The sequence below is a fragment of the Rahnella victoriana genome, assembly GCF_021276285.1.
GTDB classification, from domain to species: domain Bacteria; phylum Pseudomonadota; class Gammaproteobacteria; order Enterobacterales; family Enterobacteriaceae; genus Rahnella; species Rahnella victoriana.
This window is the reverse complement of the sequence record NZ_CP089919.1, coordinates 3,208,890-3,233,203: the sequence shown is the minus strand read 5'-3', so window position 1 is coordinate 3,233,203 and position 24,314 is coordinate 3,208,890. Positions and strand designations below refer to the sequence as shown.

Annotated in this window: 21 protein-coding genes; 10 read left to right on the top strand and 11 right to left on the bottom strand. The window is 53.8% G+C overall.

The features are described from left to right. Positions 1–253: 253 nt before the first annotated feature. Both tsgA and J9880_RS14945 read left to right on the top strand, forming a co-directional pair. A complete protein-coding gene (gene tsgA / locus J9880_RS14950) occupies positions 254–1,453 on the top strand; it encodes an MFS transporter TsgA (protein ID WP_095922701.1) in 1,200 nt (399 codons plus the stop codon). Between the two features lie 404 nt (positions 1,454–1,857). After that, on the top strand, positions 1,858–4,692 hold the full coding sequence (locus J9880_RS14945; protein WP_232769539.1) for an autotransporter family protein: 2,835 nt from the start codon (positions 1,858–1,860) through the stop codon (positions 4,690–4,692). A 73-nt stretch (positions 4,693–4,765) separates the two neighbouring features. On the opposite strand, the gene J9880_RS14940 is transcribed toward J9880_RS14945, so the two are convergent. After that, positions 4,766–4,999, bottom strand: a complete 234-nt coding sequence (locus J9880_RS14940) for a DeoR family transcriptional regulator (protein WP_013574728.1) — start codon at positions 4,997–4,999, stop codon at positions 4,766–4,768. Positions 5,000–5,244: 245 nt separating this feature from the next. On the opposite strand from J9880_RS14940, the gene moeA reads away from it, so the two are divergent. Continuing rightward, positions 5,245–6,486, top strand: coding sequence for a molybdopterin molybdotransferase MoeA (moeA, locus tag J9880_RS14935; RefSeq protein ID WP_232769538.1), 1,242 nt, complete (start codon positions 5,245–5,247; stop codon positions 6,484–6,486). A 2-nt stretch (positions 6,487–6,488) separates the two neighbouring features. Further along, the gene (gene moeB / locus J9880_RS14930; RefSeq protein ID WP_232769537.1) at positions 6,489–7,247 is read left to right on the top strand and encodes a molybdopterin-synthase adenylyltransferase MoeB; all 759 of its coding nucleotides are present in this window, start codon (positions 6,489–6,491) and stop codon (positions 7,245–7,247) included. Between the two features lie 196 nt (positions 7,248–7,443). Here the strand turns inward: moeB and J9880_RS14925 are convergent, their stop codons facing one another. Together J9880_RS14925 and J9880_RS14920 are read right to left on the bottom strand one after the other, a co-directional pair. Beyond that, positions 7,444–9,039, bottom strand: a complete 1,596-nt coding sequence (locus J9880_RS14925) for an ABC-F family ATPase (RefSeq protein WP_095922705.1) — start codon at positions 9,037–9,039, stop codon at positions 7,444–7,446. A gap of 184 nt (positions 9,040–9,223) precedes the next feature. Next, positions 9,224–10,111, bottom strand: a complete 888-nt coding sequence (locus J9880_RS14920; protein ID WP_013574724.1) for a nucleoside-specific channel-forming protein Tsx — start codon at positions 10,109–10,111, stop codon at positions 9,224–9,226. A gap of 318 nt (positions 10,112–10,429) precedes the next feature. Here J9880_RS14920 and parS point away from each other — a divergent pair, with 318 nt between their 5' ends. Continuing rightward, complete coding sequence (gene parS, locus J9880_RS14915; protein ID WP_332875561.1) at positions 10,430–10,921, top strand: type II RES/Xre toxin-antitoxin system antitoxin; 492 nt, start codon at positions 10,430–10,432, stop codon at positions 10,919–10,921. Further along, positions 10,918–11,376, top strand: coding sequence for an RES family NAD+ phosphorylase (locus tag J9880_RS14910; protein WP_095922707.1), 459 nt, complete (start codon positions 10,918–10,920; stop codon positions 11,374–11,376). The genes parS and J9880_RS14910 overlap by 4 nt, the downstream gene beginning before the upstream one ends. Before the next feature lie 25 nt (positions 11,377–11,401). Here J9880_RS14910 and J9880_RS14905 read toward each other — a convergent pair whose 3' ends face one another. Next, entirely contained in the window at positions 11,402–11,854 is a 453-nt protein-coding gene (locus J9880_RS14905; protein WP_095922708.1) for a DMT family transporter, read from the bottom strand. A gap of 3 nt (positions 11,855–11,857) precedes the next feature. After that, the gene (locus J9880_RS14900) at positions 11,858–12,292 is read right to left on the bottom strand and encodes a DMT family transporter (RefSeq protein WP_095922709.1); all 435 of its coding nucleotides are present in this window, start codon (positions 12,290–12,292) and stop codon (positions 11,858–11,860) included. A 100-nt stretch (positions 12,293–12,392) separates the two neighbouring features. On the opposite strand from J9880_RS14900, the gene J9880_RS14895 reads away from it, so the two are divergent. After that, complete coding sequence (locus tag J9880_RS14895; RefSeq protein ID WP_095922710.1) at positions 12,393–13,325, top strand: LysR family transcriptional regulator; 933 nt, start codon at positions 12,393–12,395, stop codon at positions 13,323–13,325. Positions 13,326–13,551: 226 nt separating this feature from the next. Here the strand turns inward: J9880_RS14895 and J9880_RS14890 are convergent, their stop codons facing one another. The 4 genes from J9880_RS14890 to betI all read right to left on the bottom strand — a co-directional run bounded on the left by J9880_RS14890 (position 13,552) and on the right by betI (position 17,922). After that, positions 13,552–14,010, bottom strand: a complete 459-nt coding sequence (locus tag J9880_RS14890; RefSeq protein WP_095922711.1) for a GNAT family N-acetyltransferase — start codon at positions 14,008–14,010, stop codon at positions 13,552–13,554. Positions 14,011–14,100: 90 nt separating this feature from the next. Continuing rightward, the gene (gene betA / locus J9880_RS14885; RefSeq protein WP_232769536.1) at positions 14,101–15,786 is read right to left on the bottom strand and encodes a choline dehydrogenase; all 1,686 of its coding nucleotides are present in this window, start codon (positions 15,784–15,786) and stop codon (positions 14,101–14,103) included. A 23-nt stretch (positions 15,787–15,809) separates the two neighbouring features. Then, entirely contained in the window at positions 15,810–17,279 is a 1,470-nt protein-coding gene (betB, locus tag J9880_RS14880) for a betaine-aldehyde dehydrogenase (RefSeq protein WP_095922713.1), read from the bottom strand. Between the two features lie 43 nt (positions 17,280–17,322). After that, positions 17,323–17,922, bottom strand: a complete 600-nt coding sequence (betI, locus tag J9880_RS14875; protein ID WP_095922714.1) for a transcriptional regulator BetI — start codon at positions 17,920–17,922, stop codon at positions 17,323–17,325. A gap of 236 nt (positions 17,923–18,158) precedes the next feature. Between betI and J9880_RS14870 the strand changes: the two genes are divergently transcribed. Continuing rightward, positions 18,159–20,213 (top strand): choline transporter, encoded by a 2,055-nt coding sequence (locus tag J9880_RS14870; protein WP_095922715.1) that lies wholly within the window; start codon positions 18,159–18,161, stop codon positions 20,211–20,213. Positions 20,214–20,295: 82 nt separating this feature from the next. Here the strand turns inward: J9880_RS14870 and J9880_RS14865 are convergent, their stop codons facing one another. Beyond that, the gene (locus J9880_RS14865) at positions 20,296–21,171 is read right to left on the bottom strand and encodes an alpha/beta fold hydrolase (RefSeq protein WP_232769535.1); all 876 of its coding nucleotides are present in this window, start codon (positions 21,169–21,171) and stop codon (positions 20,296–20,298) included. Between the two features lie 170 nt (positions 21,172–21,341). Between J9880_RS14865 and leuC the strand changes: the two genes are divergently transcribed. Together leuC and leuD are read left to right on the top strand one after the other, a co-directional pair. Next, positions 21,342–22,772, top strand: a complete 1,431-nt coding sequence (gene leuC / locus J9880_RS14860; RefSeq protein WP_133822982.1) for a 3-isopropylmalate dehydratase large subunit — start codon at positions 21,342–21,344, stop codon at positions 22,770–22,772. Further along, positions 22,759–23,367 carry a 3-isopropylmalate dehydratase small subunit gene (gene leuD, locus J9880_RS14855; protein ID WP_232769534.1) on the top strand — a complete coding sequence of 203 codons (609 nt, stop codon included), beginning with the start codon at positions 22,759–22,761 and terminating at the stop codon, positions 23,365–23,367. The genes leuC and leuD overlap by 14 nt, the downstream gene beginning before the upstream one ends. Before the next feature lie 30 nt (positions 23,368–23,397). Here leuD and J9880_RS14850 read toward each other — a convergent pair whose 3' ends face one another. Then, positions 23,398–24,312, bottom strand: a complete 915-nt coding sequence (locus J9880_RS14850) for a LysR substrate-binding domain-containing protein (protein WP_095922719.1) — start codon at positions 24,310–24,312, stop codon at positions 23,398–23,400. Between the last annotated feature and the right edge of the window lie 2 nt (positions 24,313–24,314).

The window sequence follows — 24,314 nt, the reverse complement described above, 5'->3', positions numbered from 1 at the left end:
ATTTATGTATAGGAAAATGTTGATCTGTTTTTGACTATATTTAGCCCGCTACAGTATGTAAAGCAGAAATGTCGCGCCATCAAAAGGTCGCTAATTGCTTAGATTGTTTAGGAAAAACAAATGCTGCAATTGAATATACTCGCGGGACAAATGACCAAAGAACAGCAATAATAAACGTCTTAACTGCGGATAAAAGCACCTCTGGATAAGCTTTCCGTGGCTTTTTTATTTTCTCTTTTTAGGAAATCAGTTTATGGAAACTGTTTATAACCGCCGTCGGATTAATGTGATCTCATGGCTTAGCTATTTCTTTACCGGTGGACTGGTTTCCACTCTGGGCATTGTGATCGGGCCGGTGGCCACCGCGTTTAACAAAGATCCGGGCTTTATCGGCCAGATGTTCTCTCTGATGAACATCGGCCTGTTCCTGCCAATTATGATCAGTGGCATCCTGATGCGTAAGTTTGATCTGGGCAAACAGCTGATGACCGGCTCGTTCATTTCCGTGCTGGTGTGTATCGCACTGTTCATCATGCCGTCGATTACGCTGTTTGGTGTGGGTGTGTTCCTGATTGGTGCCACGGCGGGTCTGATGATGTCTATCGGCAGCTATCTGGTGGTGCGTATCAATGACGACCCGAAAAAGCGTTCCGCCAACTTAATCTTCACTGACTTCTTCTTCGCGCTTTCGGGAATGACGCTGTCGCTGGTGCTGGGTTTCCTGTTCAAACATGGCGCAAGCTGGCTGGCGATGTACGGCATTATGGGTGTACTGAGCCTGCTGATGATTTTGCTGTGCGCAGGTCAGAAATTCCCAAATGTGCCGCAACCGGTGAAAAACGAATCCACGCACAACGTGGCGAAAGAGCCGTGGGGCATTGCGGTGTTCTTCCTGTGTATCGCGCTGTTTGCTTTTGTCTTCACCGAGCTGGTCTTCACGTTGTGGATGCCAAGCTGGCTGCATGAGCATTTCAGCATGGAAACTGACCGCGCCGCGATTTACATCACCACGTACTGGATGGTGAAAGCGATTGGCCTGTTCCTGAATCAGTTCACCGTGCGTTTCGTCAAACTGCGTACTTTCCTGCTGATTTCCGTGGTTGTCGGTATGGCAAGTCTGGCGGTGCTGACCACCAGCAACTCGCCGTCTCTGGTGCTGTTCGCGGTCGGTCTGTTCGGTTTCTGTAACTCCGGGATGTTCTCCGGTCTGATGAGCTACGGCAGCCTGCAGGTGAAAAACTCCCCGCCAACGCTGACTTCCGCGCTGCTGACCACCAGTTCCGTCGGCACGCTGATTTTCGCGTCCTTCTCCTCCTTCATCTACAACGAATACGGTCTGTTCTGGGCGCTGAACATCGCGACCATTTCCTATGCGTTGCTGGTGCTGATGGTGGTGCTTGCCAGCCTGAAGAGCAAGGCAGAGAAGATTAATCACGAAGTCACCGCGCACTAAAAAACGCTATTTGAGTACTAAAAAGCCGACCGCATTTTTGCGGTCGGCTTTTTTTGTGTTCATCCGATCGATAATATATATGCTTTGAAACAACATTATCATCGAATATTATTTAATCCTCTGTATTCATCGCGTTAACGCCTTCATATTACACATTCGTAAACATCTAAAATTAAGCATTCCTTAATACACAATTAATAACCTTATTAATAAAACTGCGTAGAATGTCCTGCAGACTCTTTAACAAAAATCCTGACAGGACTTTATATAAAATGGACAATGAACCTAGAAAATGGAAAACATTTGCATTTAGATTAATAAAACTGACCCCTTTGGCAATATCTGTCTCTCTGGCAAATTACGCGCTTGCAACAGATATTAGTGATAAAGATGAATTTGGCAATGTGACAAATGCACCTATTTTTGATATCAGCGGAACCGCCCCCTTTGACCTTTCTGCCGAAGGGTATCTTGATGGTATCAATGCCACTACCTGGTCGGAAGGTTCCAATGTCAGTATTCCCGCCTTTTATATTCATGATGGCGGCACGCTGACACAGTCTGTCGCGGCCCCGGTGACGATTACCACCCATGGCTCGTTTACTGAAGCCATGCTCATTTCCAAGGGCGGAAGCGTTAATTTACTCGGCCCGCTTATCGTCAATACTTATGGAGAAAGTATAGGCATTATTATGAAAGGTGCAGGAACCTCTTTCCTTTCTACAAATGATGTCACTGTAAATACCTATAATAACAGCACCCCCGCATTCACAGTGAATGATAATGCCACCGCGACGATTGCTGGCACTCTGAATATTAATTCAATGAATAATGGCTCTGATGGTCTGGTTATCCAGAATGGGGCAATGGGCACCATCAATAAAGTCAATATCACAACTGCGGGTGACTTTTCAGAAGGCATTATTTTAAACAACATCAATCCCAGCCTGCACAAGAGAAACGACGTTCTTATCACGGGAAGTGGTAGCGCAGTGACCACCCACGGTAAGCATACCAACGCCTTATATGCTGAAGACAATGGATTTATTCTGTTTTCCAATGACGCGGTAATTACCACCACTGGCGAGGGTTCGCGGGCGATTTATTCCACCCGCAATGGCGGTGTGTTAATGAACGGCGGTTCTGTTAATACAGAATATGCAGGCAGCACGGCCATCGAAAGCAATCAAAACAGCTACGTCACCTTAGTGGACACCGATGTCCATTCCGCAGGCGCAGCGATCAGCTCAAACGAAAACTCTGTTGTCTCGGTGCTCAATGGCACTATCAGCAGCGGCAATACCACCAGCGGCATAGAAATCAGTCATCAGGGGAAAGTTCATCTTAATCAGGTGATAATGGAAAATACGCAATCGGATAAACCGCTGGTTGACCTGATCACCTCCTACGATACGCCGGACTATGCCTTTGGTGGCGCGCTGAGCCTCAAAAACTCTCAGCTTACCGGCAAAACTCAAGGTGTGCATGCCAGCGAAGGCGACTGGGCCGTTACCCTCGATAACAGTACTCTGACTGCCGCCGATGCCTTTGTTGTCGCCGGAAGCAATGCCAGCCAGATTGCCAACCTGTCGGTCGATGCCAGCAACGGCAGCATCATTAACGGTAACCTTATTGCACTAAGCGCCGATGAAGATCCAATCGCCAGCCAGCTCACGCTCAATTTGCTTAATTCAACCTGGCAAGGCAGTGCAATAAATGGCGCGGCGCTGACGTCTGCCCCTGCCGGTACGATTAATATTGATGCGCAGGACAGTCAGTGGCTGATGACCGGTTCCTCCCGCATTGACTCTCTTAACATGAATAACGCCAGCGTCCGGTTTTCCGATCAAGGTGATTATAAAACGCTGGAAATGCAAACTCTGTCAGGCAACGGTACGTTCTTTATGAATACGTCGCTGGAACAGGATGCGCAGGGAAACAGTGCCGGCGATTTAATTCACGTTACCGGCAACGCCTCCGGGCAGTTCGGATTAAATATCTCCACGTCGGGTACGGCAGCAGAGACCATTAACGACGGGATCCGGGTCGCTCAGATTGATGATGCCAGCCGCCATAATGGCTTATTCAGTCTGGAAAATAGCGTCAGCATAGGGGCTTACGACTATTACCTTTTCGAAGGCAGCAAAGAGGCGACCGGCGATAATAATGACTGGTACCTGCGCGCGGAAATTCCAACACCTGACGTCCCGGTTCCCGATGTCCCGGTTCCTGATGTTCCAACGCCAGATACTCCGACTCCGGATATTCCTGTGCCTACTCCGGATACGCCTGAAACATACCGTGGCGAAATTCCCGGCTATATCGCGGCACCTTATCTGAACCTGTATTACGGCATGCGTATCGCGGGAACCTTGCATGAACGCATGGGCGACACCGAAGCTTACGGCAAAGGCTATAACAACCGGTCATGGGCGAGAACCGGCGGCGAGCACACCACTTTTGACGCAGGCCGTTTTGATTACGACAGTGATTACTGGTTTGCACAGTTCGGGACCGATCTGTATCAGGATGAGCTGAAAAACGGCACGCGGGTCCACGCCGGTATCATGGCAACCCTGGGTAATCAAAGCACTGACACGCAGGATCAGGTGCGCACCCTGGCCGGTAAACGCGCTGACGCCGGATCAGTGCGCAGTGATGCGTATAGTCTGGGTGGGTATTACACCCGTTATGCACAAGATGGGGCTTATATCGATCTCGTCGGCCAGTTCACCTGGTATCGCAATCAGTATGACAGCCTGCATGACGCGAAACAGGACAGCTACGGCGCGCTGCTGTCTGCGGAAGCGGGAAAACCTTATACGGTCAGCACCAACTGGAAAATCGAACCTCAGGGTCAGATAATTTATCAGTATCTGAATGCTGAAGATTTCAGCGATGAGATTTCTGATATTTCCGGTGTGTCTGTCAATCAGGGCACTGCGCGCGCCGGGCTGCGTTTGTTCCGTGATCAGGCTGAAGATAAAGCCAGTGAAAAATTCAAACCTTATCTGACTGCCGATGTACTGAGTAATTTCTCAGACTCACCGGATATCAATGTCGGCGGAACCGATATCAGCACCACGGATTTCTCCGATCAATACTGGCAGACCGGTGCAGGCATGACGGCACAACTTGCGCCAAATACCTCAGTGTATGCTGATGTGAAATACGTCAAAGGTTTTGACGGCGATATGGAAGGCTATGTCGGCCATATTGGTATTCAGGGACGGTTCTGATCCCGGCCAGTAGATCCAGCGCATAAAAAAGGGAAGGCATTAAGCCTTCCCGTTTCTTATTCTGCTTACGCAATCAAAGTTGCGGGCAGCGCTGCAAACTGTTTAGCCAGGATGTTTCAGGCTGAGCGGCCAGACGACGCGCGCGTCCATGACGGCGTAAAATCAATCCCTTGTCCTGCATTTCACTCAGATCGCGTCTGATCGTTTCAAGACTCACATCCAGCGATTGTGCCAGTTCGCTAACCTGTAACACTTCATGTTGTTCTACCAACTGAAGGATGGCCTGATGGCGATTTTTTTTAAGCACCGGTTATTCCTGTTTGTATGACAGTTGTGTGACGGTGGTCACAAATAACGGAAACTATGATACCTGCGTTACATTGTTAATTTTGGGATCGATCTCAATTTTTCACCAATCCCCGCGAATTTTTTACGCCTTTCGTGATTTTTGGTTCGCTGCGTTTCTCTGTCATACTATGCGGATGCTCCACTTCCCTGCCCGGCTCCGGTGAAAATACCCGCACAGCCGGGATGAACCACTAAGGAATTTTCATGGAATTCAATACTGCCGGTTTGATCTCACTTGACGAGGCGCTGGCTAAAATGCGCGCCTTTGTGCCAGCCAGTAACGCTCAGGGTGCCGAATCCTTACCACTCGCCACAGCCGCAGGCCGCATCACCGCCACACCAGTGCTTTCGCCGGTTTTTGTGCCACCTTTCGATAACTCGGCAATGGACGGTTACGCCGTACGTTGCGACGAATTACATGACGGCGCCGTGTTGCCGGTCGCGGGCAAAGCGTTTGCCGGTGCACCTTTTCACGGCGAATGGCCTGCCGGAACCTGTATCCGTATCATGACCGGTGCGCCGGTGCCTGCGGGCGCTGATGCGGTGATCATGCAGGAACAGGCAGAAGTGTCTGACTCGGGCGTACGTTTCACCGCCAATGTGGTGAAAGGCCAAAACATCCGCCTGACCGGTGACGACATCAAACAAGGCGACAGCGTGTTACCTGCCGGTGTGCGTCTCGGCGCAGCAGAATTGCCGCTGCTGGCATCTCTGGGCGTGACTGACGTTAACGTGTGGAAACCGCTGAAAGTGGCCGTATTCTCCACCGGTGATGAACTGCAACCCGTGGGAACGCCTTTGCAGGAAGGTCAGATTTACGATACCAACCGTTTCGCCGTCCGTCTGATGCTGGAACAACTGGGTTGTAGCGTGCTGGATCTGGGCATTATCCGCGACAATCCACAGGCCTTACGTAAAGCCTTCGAAGAAGCCAATGACTTTGCCGATCTGGTCATTTCCAGCGGGGGAGTGTCGGTCGGTGAAGCCGATTACACCAAGCAGATGCTGGATGAGCTGGGCGAAATTGGTTTCTGGAAACTGGCCATGAAGCCGGGTAAACCTTTCGCCTTCGGTAAACTGAAAAATAGCTGGTTCTGCGGGCTGCCGGGCAACCCGGTGTCTGCCGCGCTGACCTTTTATCAGCTGGTTCAGCCTTTTATTGCACAACTCTCGGGTCATACTGCCTGGCAATTCCCGCCGCGCCTGAAGGCAAAAGCGGTGACACCACTGAAAAAATCGCCGGGCCGTCTCGATTTCCAGCGCGGTATCTTCAGCACCAATGCAGAAGGTCAGTTGGAAGTGCGCACCACAGGTCATCAGGGTTCGCACGTGTTCAGTTCGTTCAGTCAGGCCAACTGTTTCATCGTGCTTGAGCGCGAACGCGACAACGTGGCCGCAGGCGACATCGTTGAAATCGAACCCTTTAACGCCCTGTTGCGGAGCTGAATATGCCTCAACTGCCGGAACTGACGGACGCTGAAACCCTGCGTTATAACCGCCAGATCGTTCTGCAAGGGTTTGATTTTGACGGTCAGGAACAGCTGAAAGCCAGCCATGCGCTGATTGTCGGGCTGGGCGGTTTAGGCTGCGCCGCTGCGCAATATCTGGCGGCAGCAGGCACCGGCACATTAACCCTGCTGGATTTCGATACGGTGTCGCTCTCAAACCTGCAACGCCAGACGCTGCACACCGATGCGCGGATCGGCATGGCGAAAGTCGCCTCCGCCGCCGTGGCACTGGCGGCAATCAATCCGCACATCCGCTTAAATCAGGTGAATGCACAGGCGGATGACGCCTTGTTGCGCGACCTGATTGCCGCCTGCGATGTGGTGGTGGATTGCACCGACAACGTCACGACGCGTAATCAGCTGAACAGTGAATGTTTCGCGCAGAAAAAACCGCTGGTCTCCGGCGCGGCCATCCGCATGGAAGGCCAGCTCAGCGTATTCACTTATCAGCCGCAGGAACCTTGCTACCGCTGCCTGAGCCGCCTGTTCGGTGAAAACGCCCTGACCTGCGTGGAAGCTGGCGTCATGGCCCCGCTGGTCGGCACCATCGGCAGTTTACAGGCGATGGAAACCATCAAGCTGCTGACAAAATTCGGCGAGACTCCGCGCGGCAAACTGCTGATGTTTGACGCCATAACATTGCAGTTCCGCGAAATGAAACTGATGAAAGACCCGCATTGTGAAGTGTGTGGGGAATGATGAATCAGTAAATTCAGACACAAAAAAACCGCCTTTATCGGCGGTTTTCTATTTTTTATGGCACCCAAAACAATTCGCAAAATCATTCGCGTTGTATCAAGGCGGCAACTGCACGAATCCCCGGGAGCTTACATCGGTAAGTGACCGGGGTGAGTAAAGGCAGCCAACGCCGAGACAACGCGAAGGATGCAGCGAATTAACTGTTGATGCCCTGACTACGCAGGTAGTCTTCATAATTACCGGAGAAATCAATGACGCGCGTCGGGGTCATTTCCAGAATACGCGTTGCCAGCGAGCTGACAAACTCACGGTCGTGGGAAACGAAGATCAGCGTTCCTTCATACATTTCCAGCGCCATGTTCAGTGACTCGATGGATTCCATATCAAGGTGGTTGGTTGGTTCATCCATAATCAGGATGTTTGGACGCTGCATCATCAGTTTCCCGAATAACATACGACCTTTTTCACCACCGGAAAGCACTTTCACTTTCTTCTTGATATCGTCCTGACCGAACAGCAGACGGCCTAACACACCGCGCACAGCCTGCTCGTCGTCTTTCTCGGATTTCCACTGGCTCATCCAGTCGAACACGTTCAGGGTATCGTCGAATTCGTATTCGTGATCCTGCGCGTAATAACCGATTTTAGAGTTTTCGGACCATTTCACTGAACCGCTTTCCGGCTCATGCTCACCGACCAGCGTTTTCAGCAGGGTCGATTTACCGATACCGTTGGCACCCAGAATCGCGACTTTTTCGCCGACTTCCAGCATCAGGCCGAGGTTTTTAAACAGCGGACCGTTGTCGAAACCTTTGGTGATTTTTTCCACTTCCAGCGCATTACGGAACAATTTCTTGTCCTGCTCGAAACGCATGTAAGGGTTCTGACGGCTGGATGCTTTGATTTCATCAAGCTGAATCTTATCAATCTGACGGGCACGGGAAGTCGCCTGTTTAGATTTGGAGGCGTTGGCGCTGAAACGGCTGACGAATGATTGCAGTTCAGCAATCTGCGCTTTCTTCTTAGCGTTATTAGCACTGAGAAGTTCACGCGCCTGCGTTGCCGCCGTCATGTATTCGTCGTAGTTACCCGGATAAACACGCAGTTCGCCGTAGTCCAGATCCGCCATGTGCGTACACACCATGTTCAGGAAGTGACGGTCATGCGAAATGATGATCATGGTGCTGTTACGTTCGTTCAGCACCTGCTCCAGCCAGCGAATAGTATCGATGTCCAGGTTGTTCGTCGGTTCGTCGAGCAGCAGGATTTCCGGGTCGGAGAACAGGGCCTGCGCCAGCAACACACGCAGTTTAAAGCCGGGAGCGATTTCGCTCATCGGGCCATAATGTTGTTCAACAGGAATGCCGACGCCCAGCAGTAATTCACCGGCACGGGATTCGGCACTGTAGCCGTCCATTTCACCGTAAGCGACTTCCAGATCAGCCACTTTATAGCCGTCTTCTTCGCTCATTTCCGCCATGGCGTAAATGCGGTCGCGCTCTTCCTTCACTTCCCACAATTCGGTGTGACCCATGATCACGGTGTCCAGCACGCTGAATTGTTCGAAGGCGAACTGATCCTGACGTAATTTACCCAGACGTTCGTTCGGGTCGAGGACGACATTACCGCCGGAAGGCACTAAATCGCCACCGAGGATCTTCATGAAAGTGGACTTGCCACAACCGTTCGCGCCAATCAGGCCATAACGGTTACCGCCGCCAAATTTCACGTTAATGTTTTCAAATAACGGCTTGCTGCCGAATTGCATGGTGATGTTGTAAGTACTTAGCACAACGCTCGCTCTTAATTGGGAAATGTGATTTGGCGCGCATTATGCCACAACGGCGCGTCAGGATCGCCTGTAGTTGTGTTCATTTTTCACTCAATAGCTAAAAAAGTGCCTGATGCGCCCGGTGAGAGGGATCTAAAAAGCAAAAACCCGGCATAAGCCGGGCTTTTCAGGACAACCTCTGAAATCAGAAGTTGTAGCCGATTACGCCGTAGTAACCCCAGCCGGTGGACTTCACATCGAAGTTACCGTTACCGAAGTTCAGCTCAGCGCCGTCAGCCCACTGGCCGCCGTTGTGGAAGTAACGCGCCACGAACGAGTAATGCCAGTGTGTGTAGTTCAGCGAGAGGATATGGCTGGACGCGATAGAGTTGTTAGAACGCGCTTTGTTGCCGTTCAGATCACGGAAATCGTCGTCACCCAGTGAGGAGCCCCAGTCGAAGTTGGTGAACCCGATGTAGCTCAGGTTGCCGCCCCACAGCTGCGTCAGAGGAACGAAGTATTTCACTTTGAAACGGTAACCGTCCCAGCTGTTTTCGTTCGCCGCGCCGTAGTTTTCCCATTGATATTTGGCATACACGTTCAGAGACAGGCTCATCGGTAAACCAGTATCGATGTCGGTACCCAGACCCATGTACCAGGTGTTCTGACGGTTATCGCTGTCCGGACCCATATCGTAGATATAGTTGTTGGCGAAGTACCATTCTTTGAACGGACCGAAGCTCAGGTCAGTGCCGGTCAGCTTATCGATAGAGAAACGCGGTTCGATTTCCATAAACAGCGGAGAACCGTTTTTATCCCAGATACCGGTGTCGTTGCCATTACCGGCGCCGAAGGTTTTAGGAATATCGATATAGCCGTAGAAATCAAACCAGTCTTTGTGCGCAAACGCTTCATATTCAAGGTAAACATCGTTACGCAGCGTAGGCCCGAAACGGGTATCGGCGCTGCCTACAACGTTAACACTCTGGTGCCACCAGTCAGAAACAAACTCGCCCTTGCTATCATCTGCAAGCACGGTCGCGCTGTAGGACAAAGCCATCAAAGCGCCTGCTGCAATAATTTTATTTTTCATATTTTTACCAGAAGCGGGGGGTGGAACAACGTCTTGCCACTTTCAGACGCTGCATAAAACAAACCCTAAAACTGTGATCCGCAACCGATTGCTGCACATAGTGCAAAAAACCTGCAATTTCCAGTTACTTCCTACAAGAGTTAACTTTTCTTAGCTAATAAATAGATTTGGTCAAGGTTTGTCAATTTGTGTTTCATCCTGATACATCCTCAATGTGACATTGATCACACTTATGTTTCAGTTCGATTTCATTGACGGGCTGACAGGAAAAATGATCTGCTGATAAAACAACCATTCGTTATTTGTCATGGTATAGTTATGACAAATAACGGTGCGGAGGCACATATCATGAATTCAAAAATTACCGGGCTGTCTTCCAGACCGATGCAACACCCTGTCACACCGCTCTGGCAAACTGCGGGGCTTCCCGCAAGTAGCGGAATTAGTTTAATAAATGCCATCCAAAAAGGATTTCCGGTTGATAGCATCAACCGACTTAATACAGAGCTGGGATGGCCGAAAATGGTATTGCTGGAAATCATGGGCATTAATGAGCGCAACTATGCGCGTCGAAAAGCCGGAAACGGATTACTGAAAAGCGATGAAAGTGAGCGGGTAGCGCGGCTGGTACGCGTGATTGACGCGGCCACGGATTTGTTCGAAGGCGATCGCGTTTCTGCGCTGGACTGGATCACCCGTCCGGCACCGGCACTGGATGGCTCCCGTCCGCTGGAACTGCTGATGTCAGAAGCGGGTGCCGTCGAAGTTAACCGCTTAATTGGTCGCCTGCAGCACGGGGTATTCAGTTGAAGCTGTTTCGCATCATTCAGACTCAACATCTGGCCACGGCCTGGTCTGGTGCGGGCGCGCAGCTGTATGGCGGGCGGTGGAATCCGCCGGGTCGTCCGGTTGTGTATACCACCACCAGCATTTCACTGGCGATCCTTGAAATTCTGGTGCATTTGCAAAACAGCATGCTGATGCGCTCCTACACGCTGCTAAGTATCGACGTGCCGGAGGCGTTACTCGATACCCTTGAGGTGTCGGAACTGGCCGCTGACTGGCGCAGCCCTTCCCCGCCGGACAGCACGCAGCGTCAGGGCGAAACCTGGCTGGTGGAAGGCAGTTATGTCGGATTAAAAGTGCCGTCGGTGATTGTCCCTGCGGAATACAACGTTTTGCTTAACCCGCAACACCCTGCTTTTGCCGCCTTGCTGAGTTCGGTACAACGCGAGCCCATGATGTTTGACCCGCGTCTGCAATAGAAGCGGGTCAACTTATCGTCGCGGGTTATCCGGCTTTTCTGTTGCTGCGGTAAATCAGCACCAGCGCGATAATCAGACACGGGATCGCCGCCAGCCGGTGCCATGACAAGGCAATCAGCGGATTATCCAGCCAGCCGAAATTATCGATCAGCATCCCCATCGCGAGTTGTCCGAGGATCACCGCGACCGTTGCGACTGCCGTGCCCACACGCGGAACCGCAGTCACCATAATGATGATGTACGGCACACCGAATAGTGCACCCGCCAGTTGCCATTTCGGCACGGTCAGCAATGTGGCCTGCTGGGGCGTTTGCAGAAATAAAATCAACACCGCCGTGATTGCAGCCCCCACGCTGAAGGTCAGAAACGCGCTTTTCAGTACGCCTACTTTCTCGCCTAACTGTCCGTTTACCGCCGCCTGCATACTCAGCGCAGCCCCCGCCACAATGGCCAGAATAATCATAATCAGTTCAGTCATGGTTCAGTCCCAGGCAATCAAAACAAGTGCGGCAACGATAAACAGCAGCGCCAGCAGACGTTCACCGCCCACTTTTTTATGCGGCGTACCAAACCAACCGTAATGGTCTATCAGCACACTTTTTGCGACCTGTCCGGACAAAATCGCAATCATGGTCATGCCGATCCCAATCACCGGCGTCGCCAGCGTCAGCACCACGACATACACCGGTCCGAGCACCCCGCCGAGCAATTGCCAGCCGGGTTGCTGGGTGTAAGACGGCGCGTTACGCGGGCTGAAAAACAGCACCAGCAGGCCGGTGAGTACCGCACCCACGCCAAAAATACTCAGCGTGGCCCACAAATGCCCCACTTCCGTCCCGAGCGGTCCAATCAGTCCGGCTTCCAGTGAAAGCCCCATCCCCGCCAGGATCACCAGCGGAATTAACATCAGATTCATTATTGCCCTGCTTTGTTTTTTGAGAAGCGGCGACTATAACGTGACAGAGCTGTGCGAAAAACCGCACAATCAGGAAAATACCTTTGCAGGAAATGCACAGATGAAAGGTTTCAATCAGATCACTATTCAGTCCCTGCGTCTGTATGTCGCCGTTCTGGATCAGGGGAATTTCTCAGAAGTGGCGCGAAAGGAAGCGATGTCACCCTCCACGATCTCGCGGGTAATTTCCCAGCTGGAGCAGGCTTTGCAGACGCAATTGCTGTACCGCAATACGCGGGCAGTCAGCCCGACAGAATCAGGTAAGTTGCTGGCCGATCACGCCCGGCAGGTTCTGGCACAGCTTGATCTGGCGGAACTGGATTTACAGGAACAGGACAGCGAACCCGGCGGACTGGTGCGTATCAATGCGCCGGTGGTTTTCGGCCAGCGCCATCTCGCCCCCTGGCTGCATGAACTCAGCGCCCGGTATCCGCGTCTCAATATTGAACTGATGCAGACCGATGATTTTATCGACCCGTTACAGGACAGCGTTGATATGCTGATCCGCATCGGCGTGATGGCCGATTCCACCCTTCAGGCGCGTACGCTTGGCCATCAGACTTTCCGTCTTGCCGCCAGCCCCGCTTACTTTGCGCGCAACGGCACCCCGGAAACGCCCGAGGATTTGCTGCATCACAGCTGTCTGGTGTTCAAAGGCTTCGCCGGTTCGCAGCGCTGGTATTTCCGTCAACCGGACCAGGAGTGGCACTCGATGAACCTGCGTGGCGTGCTGACCAGCAATAATGCGGAAAGCCTGACACAGGCGGCCACCGACGGCATGGGGCTGGTGGTCTTCCCAACCTGGCTGATTGGCGACGCCTTACGCGACGGACGGCTGGTCAGTGTGCTGGAAGGCTATCAGGTATCGACCTCGCCGGAGCCGCAAACCATTTCAGCGCTGTACCCGAACAGCCGCCGTCCTTCGATCAAAGTACGGGCGGTGATTGATTTTCTGCTGGAGAAATTTGGGAGTCCGGCGTACTGGGAAAGGTAAACATATCCGTCTTCTGAGTTGCCATTAATACCCCCTCCCCGCCTCCCCCTTCGCAGGGGGAGGAGTAAAACCCGATCGGTTATATCCTATGCGAAGGAAGATGAGTAAAACCCGATCGGCGATATCCCATGCGAAAGGCTCGATCGGCTCCCTCCCCTGCGAAGGGGAGGGTTGGGGTGGGGTATTAATGACAAAAACAATGCTGAAGCTTGCGCTTCGCCCAATATCAGGAATTCAACTCCATCCCCACATGCGCAATTCCATCTTCATCATAAATCTCGGTATACGCGACAAATCCCAGTCTGCCGTAGAACCCCTGCAAATGCGCCTGGGCGGAAATGGCGACGCGCACGCCCGGCCAGTGCTTCTGGCAGGCGATCAGCGCCTGTTCCATCAGCTGATAGCCTAGTTTCAGACCACGGGCGGAAGGGGCAACAATCACCCGCCCGATAGCCACATCCTCTTCGAAGCGCAGAATACGCGCGTAGGCGGCAATCCTGCCGTCCAGCCAGGCGACGATATGGCGGTTTTCACCGGCCAGATCCTGCCCGTCGATATCCTGATAAACACAGGTTTGCTCCACCACAAACACTTCGCTGCGCAGTGCCAGAATGGCGTAAAGCTGTGCCGCGTTCAGTTCGCTGTGATGATAATCCTGCCAGTGAAGCGATGTTGATCCCGTCATGAATTAATGCCCTGTCTGTTTCTGAAAGCCAAAAAAAAAGAGATATTCCTGAGAATATCTCTTTTTAACACAGATTTTACAGCCAATTTATCAGGCCGTTTTTTTCATCGGTTGCGTGCGAACCGGTGCATCGCCTGCGGTGTAATACTCTGCGGTACTGCGCGGCAACGGCTGACGGTCACGGATTTTATCCGCGATCTTCTCCGCAATCATGATCGTCGTGGCGTTCAGGTTGCCGGTAATGATCTGCGGCATGATCGACGCATCGACCACGCGCAGCGCTTGCATACCGTGAACCCGACCCTGCCCGTCCACCACCGCCATATCGTCGGTGCCCATCTTGCAGGTGCAGGAAGGATGGAACGCCGTTTCCGCATGTTCACGGATAAACGCGTCCAGTTCTTCGTCCGTCTGCACATGTTCACCCGGACTGATTTCGCGGCCACGGTACGGGTCCAGCGCAGGCTGATGCATGATTTCACGCGTAATGCGGATCGCATCGCGGAACTCCTGCCAGTCCTGCTCCGTCGCCATGTAATTAAACAAAATGCTTGGATGCTGGCGCGGATCTTTCGATTTCACCTGCACGCGGCCCCGGCTTGGTGAACGCATGGAACCGACGTGCGCCTGAAAACCGTGCTCTTTCACCGCGTTACTGCCGTTGTAATTGATCGCCACCGGCAGGAAGTGATACTGAATATTCGGCCAGGCAAACTCTTCGCGGCTGCGGATAAATCCGCCTGCTTCAAACTGATTGCTGGCACCGACGCCGGTGCCTTTAAACAACCACTCCGCGCCAATCGCCGGTTGATTATGCATCTGCAATGCCGGATACAAAGAGACGGGCTGTGTGCAGCTGTACTGTAAATACATCTCCAGATGATCCTGAAGATTTTCGCCGACGCCCGGTAAATCATGCACGACCGGGATATCCAGTCGGTTCAGCAACTCAGCTGCGCCCACGCCCGAACGTTGCAGGATTTGCGGAGAGGCAATCGCGCCGCTGCACAGCAGCACTTCGCGTTTCGCCTTTGCCGTTTTGGCATTGTATTCATCACCATGAAAATAACTGACACCCACGGCGCGCTTGCCGTCGAACAGAATTCTGTCGGTCAGCGCGTGCGTCACAATGGTCAGATTGGCACGCGGTTTGGCCTGATCCAGATACCCCCGGGCCGTGCTGGCACGACGGCCTTTTGGCGTCACCGTCCGGTCCATCGGGCCGAAGCCTTCCTGCTGATAGCCATTCAGGTCATCGGTGCGCGGATATCCCGCCTGCACTCCGGCTTCAATCATCGCGCCAAACAGCGGGTTATTGCCGTTTTTTGGCGTCGCCACGCTGACCGGCCCGTCACCGCCGTGAAAATCATTCGGACCGATATCGCGGGTTTCCGCTTTACGGAAATACGGCAGGCAGTCCGGATAGCTCCAGTCTTCCAGACCCGGCGCTTTCGCCCAGTTATCGAAATCCATCGCGTTACCCCGGATGTAACACATCCCGTTGATCAGCGACGAACCGCCAAGCCCTTTGCCCCGTCCGCATTCCATGCGACGGTTATTCATATTCGGTTCCGGATCGGTTTCATACGCCCAGTTGTAACGGCGTCCCTGTAACGGGAAAGCCAGCGCGGCAGGCATCTGGGTACGAAAATCCAGACGATGATCCGGTCCGCCCGCTTCCAGCAGCAAAACGGTCACGTCGCTGTCTTCCGTCAGACGGGTAGCGAGTACGTTGCCGGCAGAACCGGCACCGATGATGATGTAATCGTAATCCATTGAATCTCCTCTGTTGCAGCGGATCAGAATACTGAGCTGAATTCGCCCAGTTCGACCTGCACGGATTTGATTTGGGTGTAATGCTCAAGGGTGGTGATGCCGTTTTCGCGTCCCACACCGGAATGTTTGTAGCCACCGACCGGCATTTCTGCGGCAGATTCGCCCCAGGTGTTGATCCAGCAAATCCCGGCTTCGAGTTTGTGGATAGCGCGGTGGGCGCGGTTGAGATCCTGCGTCACCAGTCCGGCGGCCAGACCGTATTCGGTATCGTTGGCGCGGCGGATCACTTCCTCTTCACTTTCATAGGTCAGGATGCTCATCACCGGTCCGAAGATTTCTTCACGCACAATCAGCATGTCATCGCGACAATCAGTGAAGACTGTCGGCGCGACATAAGCGCCTTTGGCGTATTCGCCGGTGGTGACACGTTCGCCGCCGGTCAGCAGTGTCGCGCCTTCACGCTTGCCGCTGTCGATATAACGCAGCACGGATTCCATGTGCGCGAAGCTGACCAGCGGGCCGAAGTTGACGTTTTCGTCAGTCGGATCGCCCATGCGGATGCGTTTTACCCGCTCCAGCACTTTGGCTTCGAACGCCTTATGCAGGGCTTTTGGCACGAACACCCGCGTGCCGTTGGTGCACACCTGACCCGAGCTGTAAAAGTTTGCCATCATGGCGATGTCGGCGGCTTTATCGAGATCGGCATCATCAAAGATAATCAGCGGTGATTTACCGCCCAGTTCCATGGTCACTTCTTTCAGCGTCGATGCTGACGCGCTGGCCATCACTTTCTTGCCGGTTTTGATACCGCCGGTGAACGACACTTTGGCGATATCTGGATGATCGGTTAACGCCTGTCCGACGCTGGCCGCGCCGGTGACCACGCTGAACACGCCGTCTGGCACGCCTGCTTCAGTGTAGATTTCTGCCAGCTTCAGTGCGGTCAGCGAGGTGTTTTCACTCGGTTTGAATACCATCGCGTTACCGGCCGCCAGTGCAGGGGCGGATTTCCACAGCGCAATCTGAACCGGATAGTTCCACGCACCAATTCCGGCCACCACACCCAGCGGCTCGCGGCGGGTGTAAACGAAGGAGGAATCGCGCAGCGGAATTTGCTGGCCTTCAATCGCCGGAATTAATCCCGCGTAATACTCCAGCACATCCGCGCCGGTGACGATATCCACGGCCAGCGTTTCAGACAGCGGTTTGCCGGTATCAGCGGTTTCAATGGCCGCCAGTTCGTCGTTACGGTCGCGCAGAATGTCCACGGCACGGCGCAGAATACGGGCGCGGCTCATGGCCGTCATCGCGGCCCAGACTTTCTGGCCCTTCTGTGCCGCTTTCACCGCCAGATCGACATCAGCGTGGGTCGCGGCTGGTACCGTGGCGATCACCTCGCCGTTGGCCGGATTGATGGCGTCGAAGGTTTCATCACCGGTGCTGTCCTGAAAACGCCCGTTGATATACAGTTTTTGCTTGCCGTAGCGGGACATACTTCTCTCCTCGGTCTGTGCGGTCTGAAAGTTTTCTGCCCGGTTACTGTTCAGTAACCTGTTGAGCAATCTGTGATTCGATATGGCTATGCGTAATGTGGATGGCTTCGGCGCGGTTGAACGCTTTACCGCTCAGTGCGCCACGCAGCCACAAACCATCAATTAAGGCGGCGGTACTTTGCGCCGCAATACGCGCCTGATCCCTTGGCAGAAAACGTCTGAATTCAGAACATAAATTGGAATAGAGCCGGCGGCTGTTGACCTGTTGCAGCCGGTACAACTGCGGGTGATGCATACTGCTTGCCCAGAAGGCCAGCCAGGTTTTCATCGCCGCGCTGTTGGTCTGACTGTCGTCAAAATTAGCCTCTGCAATCGCATGCAGCCGCGCCGTCGGTGCGGTATCCGTCAGCTGCGATAACCGCAACTGCACCCCTTCTCCCAGATGACTGAGCAAATAACGCATGGTCGCTTCCAGCAGGCCGTTCTTGTCACGAAAATAGTGACTGATGATGCCGTTGGAAACGCCTGCACGGCGGGCGATCTGCGAAATCGAGGCATCGTGCATCCCGACTTCGTTGACCGCTGCCAGGGTTGCCTCAATTAATTGCTGCCGTCTGATGGGCTGCATTCCTACTTTGGGCATGGTGCCGGCTCCTGAAAATGAGCGGGTTGTAACGCGCTTAAAAAACCGTTTTTTTACGCTTTCGTACAACCTTGTTAACGCTCTGACGTCACCTATTTAACTTTTTTTTGATTGAACGTTCAATTAAAAATGCATATATTTTATTACCAATACGTTAGTAATTTGTATGTATTTTTGGTTTTATTAACAGCCAATTTATTGAAAAATAGCGTTTAATTAACAAGATTGGGGAAAAGATGGCGATTGCCGATACGACAGAGAAACAGAGCGAAAAACCTCGCGACCAGCTGAACAAGGTCGTGTTCTTCACCTCCGCCGGGCTGATTTTAGCCTTCACATTAATGACCATTTTCTTCACCGATTTATCGGGAAAATGGATCAGCCTGACCCTTAACTGGGTATCCGCCACCTTCGGCTGGTATTACATGCTGGCTGCCACGCTGTACATCGTGTTTGTAGTGTTCATAGCCTGTTCACGTTTTGGTTCGATCAAACTGGGCCCTGAACAATCCAAACCCGAATTCAGCATGATGAGCTGGGCGGCGATGCTGTTTGCCGCCGGGATCGGCATCGATCTGATGTTCTTCTCGGTCGCGGAACCGGTCACGCAATACATGTTACCGCCGGAAGGTCACGGACAAACGCTGGAAGCCGCGCGGCAGGCCATGACCTGGACGCTGTTCCACTACGGGCTGACCGGCTGGGCGATGTACGCGCTGATGGGCATCGCGCTGGGCTATTTCAGCTACCGCTACAACCTGCCGCTGACCATCCGTTCGGCGCTGTATCCGATTTTCGGCAAACGCATTAACGGCCCTATCGGCCACAGCGTGGATATCGCTGCCGTGGTCGGGACTATTTTTGGCATCGCCACCACACTCGGCATCGGCGTGGTTCAGCTCAATTACGGCCTGAAAGTGCTGTTCCATATTCCGGAAAACCTGACGGTGCAGGCCGCGCTGATCCTGCTTTCGGTGATCATGGCGACGGTGTCGGTCACGTCCGGCGTCAATAAAGGTATCCGTATTTTGTCGGAACTCAACGTGCTGCTGGCGCTGGGGCTGATCCTGTTCCTGCTGTTCTTCGGCAATACCGAATTCCTGCTCAATGCGCTGGTGCTCAATATCGGCGATTACATCAACCGGTTTATGGGCATGACGCTCAACACCTTCGCCTTTGACCGCCCGACGGAATGGATGAACAGCTGGACCCTGTTCTTCTGGGCGTGGTGGGTGGCGTGGTCGCCGTTTGTCGGCCTGTTCCTGGCGCGTATTTCGCGCGGGCGCACCATCCGTCAGTTCGTGCTCGGCACCTTGATCATCCCGTTTGTCTTCACCCTGCTGTGGCTGTCGATTTTCGGTAACAGCGCGCTGTATCAGATATTGCATGGCAATCTGGATTTCGCCAACGAAGTGATTTCGCACCCTGAGCGGGGCGTGTACAGCCTGCTGGCGCAGTATCCCGGCTTTACGCTGAGTGCTTCCGTTGCCACCATTACCGGCCTGCTGTTTTATGTCACGTCGGCGGATTCCGGCTCGCTGGTGCTGGGGAACTTCACCTCAAAACTCGCGGACATTAATAACGATGCGCCAAACTGGCTGCGGATTTTCTGGTCTGTCACCATCGGCGTGCTGACGCTGGGTATGCTGATGACTGACGGCGTGTCGGCGCTGCAAAACACCACGGTGATCATGGGACTGCCGTTCAGCTTTGTGATTTTCTTCATCATGGCCGGATTGTATAAATCACTGCGTCTGGAAGATTATCGTCGCGCCAGCACCCAGCAGTCACTGGCTCCGCTGCCTGCGACCAGCGATGCGGCCCTGAACTGGAAACAGCGTCTGTCGCGGGTGATGAATTACCCCGGCACGCGCCATACGCAAAAAATGATGGATACGGTATGCCGCCCGGCGATGCAGGAAGTGGCGCAGGAACTGGAACTGCGCGGTGCCAAAGTGACCTTTACCGGGCACGAACCGCAGGACGACGAAAAAATCGGGCCGCTGGAATTGCAGGTCGCGCTGGGTGAAGAGCAGAACTTTGTCTATCAGATCTGGCCGGTGCGCTATGCGGTGCCTGCCTTTACCTATCGCGCACGCGCCGGTAAATCACATTATTACCGTCTGGAAACCTTCCTGCTGGAAGGCACGCAGGGCAATGACCTGATGGACTTCACCAAACATCAGGTGATCAACGACATTCTGGATCAGTACGAACGTCATCTGAACTTTCTGCACATCAACCGAGAAGCGCCGGGCAACACCCTCACCTTCCCGGAACAACCGGCCTGATCACCTGAGCCTTAACACAACCGCCTCACATAAAAAACCCGCGTAATGCGGGTTTTTTATGTCCGGAAACGGAAACGTGCGCTTAACGTAAAAATGGCAGGACTTTTTCCAGCAGCAGTTCCGGCTGTTCTTCGGCAATGTAATGCCCGCAAGGCAGCGCCTCTCCCTGCACGTTTTCTGCCACCTTTTCCCACTCTGCCAGCGGCGCAAAACATTTCCCTACCGTCCCCTGCTCTCCCCAGAGAACCAAAAGCGGACACTTCACTTTGCGGCCTGCATTCAGATCCACTTCGTCGTGTTGCAGGTCGATACCCGCCGACGCACGATAGTCCTCGCAAATCCCGCGTGCCGTGCCATCCAGTTGCAGACAACGCAAATAATCTGCGTAAGCTTCTTCGGTGAAAGGTTGCATACCCGCGCTGCGGCTGCCCATTACGCTGCGCAGATAGAGGTCGGCGTCGCCCATGATTAATGCTTCCGGCAGCGGTGCCGGGCGGATCAGGAAAAACCAGTGCCAGTAAGCGCGGGCAAAGGTTTCCGTCGTCTGGCAATACATGGAAAGCGTCGGCGCGATATCCATCAGCACCAACCGCTTCACCGCCTGCGGATGATCCAGCGCCAGCCGGTGCGCCACACGGGCACCGCGATCGTGAGCCACCACGCTGAACTGATGAAAGCCCAGCGCTGCCATCAGCTCAAACTGGTCCTGTGCCATTTCGCGCTTGCTGTAGCGCAGATGCTCCGCATCAGGCTCCGGTTTACCGCTGTCGCCATAGCCGCGTAAATCGGCAAGTACGACGGTGAACTGAGACGTCAGATAAGGTGCGACTTTATGCCAGATCGCCTGAGTCTGCGGGTGCCCGTGCAGCAATAACAACGGTTCGCCCTGCCCGGCAATGCGACAGGCAATTTCGGTGCCGTTAACGGACATCCTGCTTTGGGTAAAATGTTCAAACATGGGTCTTCTCCTTTTTTACCCATCTTAGTCGCTGATGAACCGGCAACAAGGCCGCAAGTGGAGATTGCCGCTTCACGGATCGTGTTTTAACGCTCCACACTCAGCCCGTTGCCCGATACGCGCGAGTTTGCGACGCTGACGTTATCCACTTCGTTTATCAGGGCAATGCAATGAAGCCAAGAACGCTATACGAAAAACATATCGACAGCCACACCGTGCGTACGCTCGACGATAAAGGACACGTGTTGTTGTACATCGACCGGCAGGTGATTAACGAATATACCAGCCCGCAGGCCTTCAGCGGATTGCGTGAAGCAGGCCGCCGCGTATGGCGTCCGGAAACGTCGCTGGCGGTGGTCGATCACGTCAACCCGACGGCCCCCTTACGTACCCGTCAGATGCCGGACGCCGGTGGCGCACGGCAGGTGTCCTATCTGGCAGAAAACTGCGAAGAATTTGGCATTGAGTTGTTCGATATTCTCGACAGCCGTCAGGGTATTGAGCACGTTGTCGCCCCCGAACAGGGCTTTATTTTGCCGGGGATGGTGATTGCCGCCGGCGACAGCCACACCACCACTTACGGCGCATTAGGCGCATTCGGGTTTGGTATCGGTACCTCAGAAATTGAACATCTTCTGGCGACCCAGACGCTGGTCTACAAACGCCTGAAAACCCTGCGGGTGACGGTTAACGGTACGCTCGCCAGAGGCATGACAGCCAAAGACGTGGTGATGGCGCTGGTGGCAAAAATCGGGGCGGCAGGAGCCACCGGTTACGCCATTGAATTCTGCGGAGAAGGCATCGACGCGCTGAGCGTGGAAGGCCGTATGACGATGTGTAATATGGCCGTTGAAGCCGGTGCCCGCGGTGCATTTATGGCTCCTGACGACAAAGTCTTTGATTACCTGAAAGACAAACCACGTGCACCGAAAGGCCCGCAATGGGCGGCGGCGGTGAATGTCTGGCGTGAGTTGCACAGCGATGCGGACGCCGTTTTCGACCGCGAAGTTGAACTGAGCGCCGCGGAAATCGCGCCGATGGTGAGCTGGGGAACAAGTCCGGATCAGGCGCTGGCGATCAGCGGCCTGGTGCCGGATCCGCGGGCAGAATCCGATGCCTCGCGCCGCAAAGATTTACAGCGTGCGTTGCAATACATGGGACTGCGCGCCGGTCAGCCGCTGAACAGCATCAGCATCAGTCATGCCTTCATCGGATCCTGCACTAACGCGCGCATCGAGGATTTACGTGCCGCCGCCGAAGTGGTTCGCGGAAAAAACGTCGCCCCCACCGTTCGTGCGATGATCGTACCGGGTTCCAGTCAGGTTCGCGCGCAGGCCGAGCAGGAAGGTCTGGCGGAGATCTTCACCCGCGCTGGTTTTGAATGGCGTCAGTCGGGATGTTCGATGTGTCTGGCGATGAACGATGATGTGCTTTCGCCGGGCGACCGCTGTGCCTCCAGCACCAACCGCAATTTCGAAGGCCGTCAGGGCGCGGGCGCGCGTACCCATCTGATGAGCCCGGCAATGGTAGCTGCCGCAGCGATTTCCGGTCATCTGACCGATATCCGGGAACTCGAAGGAGAAAACAATGCAGGCTTTTAACGTACTAACTGGCGTGGCGGCGCCGTTACCCGCCGCGAATGTCGATACCGATGTGATCATGCCGAAGCAGTTTTTAAAAGGTATCGATCGCAACGGATTAGATCGCGGGGTATTTTTCGATTTGCGCTTTCTGGCGGACGGTTCTCCTGATCCGGCGTTTATCCTCAATCAGGCTGACTGGCAGAATGCCAAATTCCTGCTGGTCGGGCCGAACTTCGGCTGCGGCTCCAGTCGCGAACATGCGGTATGGGGATTAAAACAGCTGGGGATCCGTGCCTTGATCGGCACGACGTTTGCGGGGATTTTTTTCGATAACTGCCAGCGTAACGGCGTACTGACGGTGCAGCTGAGTCCTGAACAATGGGAACAGGTCGCACAGGACGTGACGCTCGCGGGAAGCAACGAAATCACCGTCGATTTGCCGCAGCAGAAGATTGTTTTGCATAACAGTCAGGTGATTGATTTTGCCATTGATGAGCTGAGCAAGCTGTCCTTGCTTAACGGGCTGGATGCTGTCGGTAACACGCTGCGGTACAGCGACGACATCCGTCAGTTTCAGCAGTCACATCTGCAAAAAAATCCCTGGCTGGTCTGATGATCTCATAAGCGCCGGATAAAAACGGCGCTAGGTCAGTAGCTGACTGAACCGCTGCTGAAGGAATTCGACGCATACCCGCAGTTTGGCGGAGTCCGCAAGGCGCGTCGGGTAAACCGCCCACACGCTGGCGGGTTGTGAATAGTCTGGCAATATCTGAACCAGTTCCCCTCGTTCGATATAAGGACGTACGTCCCACTCTGAGCGCAGGATAATACCGTGATCTTTCAGTGCCCATTGCAGAACCACTTCGCCGCTGTTCGATGAAAGCGGTCCTTTTACACGGGCGCGAACCTCTTTGTCTCTGGCGGTGAGAGTCCAGATGCCAAATGGGTTATCGCGCTCTTTTAATACCAGACACTGATGCTGCGCCAGCGCATCCGTTGACTCCGGCACGCCGTGCGCATCCAGATACGCCGGAGAGGCACACAAAATACGCTGATGCTGCGCCAGCTTTTTGCCGATGTGCTGCTGTGGAATATCGTCACCGACCAGAATTTCCAAGTCGATCCCGTCGGCGACCAGATCCACGACCCGGTCGAACAAATCCAGCCGCAGATTCAGCAGCGGATACTGTTCCGCCAGTTCAGCCACCGCAGGTGCCACGTGGCAGCGCCCGAAACCGAACGAACTGCAAATATGCACATTGCCACGCGGTTCGGTGCGCGAATCCGACAGGTCACCGATAAACTGCTCGAAGTTATCCAGAATTTGCAGCGCCCAGCGACGGGCTCTTTCACCCTCGTCGGTTAAGCGCACACCGCGAGTGGAACGGTGCAACAAACGGGCATTCAGCGACTCTTCAAGGATCTGGATCCGCTTGCTGACATAGGCCGGAGACTGACCAAGTTCAGTGGCGGCAGCAGCAAAACTTTGTTTATTCACCACCGCCAGAAACACCCGTAAATCTTCCGCCAGCGGCAGACGGTCGCGTTCACTTGTCATAA